Origin of the sequence: Marivita sp. (assembly GCF_051251565.1) — a bacterium.
GTDB lineage: Bacteria > Pseudomonadota > Alphaproteobacteria > Rhodobacterales > Rhodobacteraceae > Marivita.
The window spans coordinates 1-2,618 of sequence record NZ_JBPOFB010000058.1; the positions used below are offsets into that span (position 1 = coordinate 1).

General features: G+C 63.1%; 2 protein-coding genes and 2 pseudogenes. 3 read left to right on the forward strand and 1 reads right to left on the reverse strand.

Annotated features, from left to right (window positions below):
- Nucleotides 1–496 (forward strand): annotated as a pseudogene (locus tag ACSHXH_RS19260) (calcium-binding protein); the annotation flags it as partial.
- A 150-nt stretch (nt 497–646) separates the two neighbouring features.
- Nucleotides 647–916 (forward strand): 30S ribosomal protein S15, encoded by a 270-nt coding sequence (gene rpsO, locus ACSHXH_RS19265; protein WP_435673420.1) that lies wholly within the window; start codon nt 647–649, stop codon nt 914–916.
- A gap of 119 nt (nt 917–1,035) precedes the next feature.
- Here the strand turns inward: rpsO and ACSHXH_RS19270 are convergent, their stop codons facing one another.
- The gene (locus ACSHXH_RS19270; protein WP_435673421.1) at nt 1,036–1,938 is read right to left on the reverse strand and encodes an endonuclease/exonuclease/phosphatase family protein; all 903 of its coding nucleotides are present in this window, start codon (nt 1,936–1,938) and stop codon (nt 1,036–1,038) included.
- Nucleotides 1,939–2,239: 301 nt separating this feature from the next.
- On the opposite strand from ACSHXH_RS19270, the pseudogene ACSHXH_RS19275 reads away from it, so the two are divergent.
- Nucleotides 2,240–2,618, forward strand: a pseudogene (locus ACSHXH_RS19275) (polyribonucleotide nucleotidyltransferase); the annotation flags it as partial.

Below are 2,618 nucleotides of genomic sequence, written 5' to 3' on the forward strand. Positions count from 1 at the left end.
CTCCGGGATGGACGGCAACGACCGGCTCGAGGGTGGCGACGGACGCGATCATCTCGATGGCGGCGCGGGCCGCGACAGCCTGTCGGGCGGGCTGGACGACGATGTGCTGGATGGCGGTGACGATCGCGACGTGCTTCAGGGCGGTGATGGCGACGACGTCCTGGAAGGCCGTGATCCGACCACCCCGGCGCGTGACTACCTCAACGGCGGCGAGGGCGACGACACGGTGACCCCCGGCGGCGGCGACATCGTCAGCACCGGACGCGGCGACGACGAGATCATGCTCGGTCACTGGCTGGCGGATCAGGGTCCGGCGACGGTGCTCGACTTCGAGGCGGGCAAGGACATGCTGGTGATCCGCATCGGCTCCGATCCCGCGCCCGACGTCACGGCACGCGCAGAGGGGGGAGACACGCAGTTGTTTCTCGACGGTGCCCATGTGGCCACGCTGACCGGCCTGCCCGATCTGCCCGACGGCTCCGTGCGCTTCATCTGATCGCAGCAGGGGAAAACGCTTTCCTTCCCCGCAACCATCTCCTATACGCGCGCATCTCCGGGGGCATAACTGTCCCCGGGTCCACCCTCCAAGGGCCTCGCTGGACGACATCCCGGCCTGCGCCATCACATTCCAACCAAGGAGACCCCGATGTCGATTACGCCCGAAGAAAAATCGAAGCTGATGAAAGAATACGCGACCAGCGAGAACGACACCGGTAGCCCGGAAGTTCAGGTTGCGATCCTCAGCTCGCGCATCGCGACGCTGACCGAACACTTCAAGACCCACAAGAAGGACAACCACGGTCGCCGTGGCCTTCTCAAGATGGTCGCTCTGCGCCGCAAACTGCTGGACTACACCCGCGCCAAGGACGAAGAGCGCTACCAGTCGCTGATCAAGCGTCTCGGCCTGCGCCGCTAACCCGGCCACGCGACATGAATTTGGAACGCCCGCCCTCACCCGGCGGGCGTTTTGCATTTCAATGGACGCATTGTGCGACAGAGGTCACGCCGGATGGCATGTCCAACCGCGGACGAGAATCATTCCAAGGTGAAATCCGCGACGACCGGATAGTGGTCGGTGGGCCATTCGCCCTCGAACTTCCGGCGCAGAACGACCGGCTCCGACAGCAGAGTAAAACCCCCCGTCGTGGCGATATGGTCGATCGCACCGAACAGGTTGATGCCGCGATTGAGGTGATAGGTCGCTCCTGACACCGGCGCGAAACTCAGTCCGATCTCGTCGAAGGTCGTGAGCGTCTGCGCCCCAAGCCGGGCATTGAGATCACCCAGCAACACCGCTTCGCCACCGTTCTCTATCCAGTCGCGCATCCGGTCCCGCGTCAGCGCCGCAGACAAGAGCCGGTTCGAGCCGCTCTTGTATTCGTAATGCACGTTGTAGACGCGGAAAGCCTTGCCCGTCGTCAGGTCGGTGAACTCTGCCCAAGAGGCAAATGCCGGCCACGATCCATCGAAGGTGCGAGAATAGATCACATCAGGCGTTTCGGAGAAAAAGAACCAGCCCTGGTCCTCCAGCCGCAACCGGTCAGCGCGATAGAGGATCGGCTGGGTCTGCGGGAATTCCGCCGCCGGTCCATGGGCGGCGACCGCATATCCGGGGTTCTGCTCCAGCAGGAAATCACGGGTCAGGTTGATGCCGGAGGTGTCGCCACGTCCAAAGCTCTCCATTTCCTGAAACCCGATGACATCGGCATTCATCGCCTCGAACGCAGCCTGCAACGGTCCCTTGCGCCGTTCCCAATCCGGCACCGACCACGGGCCGTCCTCTGCCCTCAGGTTGATATAGTGGACGTTGTAGGTGGCGATGCGCAGCGCGCCTTCGGGGCGCACCGGCAGCGGTTCGGTGCCGGAATTGCGCACCACTTGAACGCAGGCGGCCAGAACCAGCGCCAACAGCGCAACGCCTGCAATCTTGAGCATCATGGTGAGCATCCGGGTCCCTGACAGTCGGTTCCGCCGATCAGGTCATGGGCACGCACGCCGGTCAACAGACGAAACCGCGAGCGGAATTGACTGGCGCTGCGGCGCTACCGATCCTGCGCCACGGTCCCGTGCCCGCGCATGCCTCTTCCCAAAGCGGACAATCTCCTATACGTCCGCCCAATCTGAGACGCAGCGCCCTGACCCCGGCGCTCGCAAAGGACAGGGGTCGGCGGCATGGGGCCGCCATTTGGATGGGAGACCCGGGAAGGCCCGGGTGCGCTCCCTAGACAGGAAACGATACATGTTCAACGAAGTGAAAAAATCCATCGAGTGGGGTGAGGAAACTCTGACCCTCGAAACCGGCAAGGTCGCCCGTCAGGCCGACGGCACCGTCATCGCCACCTACGGCGAGACCTCCGTCATGGCCAACGTGACATTCGCAAAGCAGCAGAAGCCCGGACAGGACTTCTTTCCGCTAACCGTTCATTACAACGAAAAATACTATGCCGCCGGCAAGGTTCCGGGTGGCTTCTTCAAGCGCGAGGCGCGTCCGACCGAGAAAGAGACGCTGACGTCGCGCCTGATCGACCGTCCGATCCGCCCGCTTTTCGTCGAAGGCTTCAAGAACGAAGTCCTCGTGATCTGCACCGTGCTTTCGCATGATCTGGTCAACGATCCCG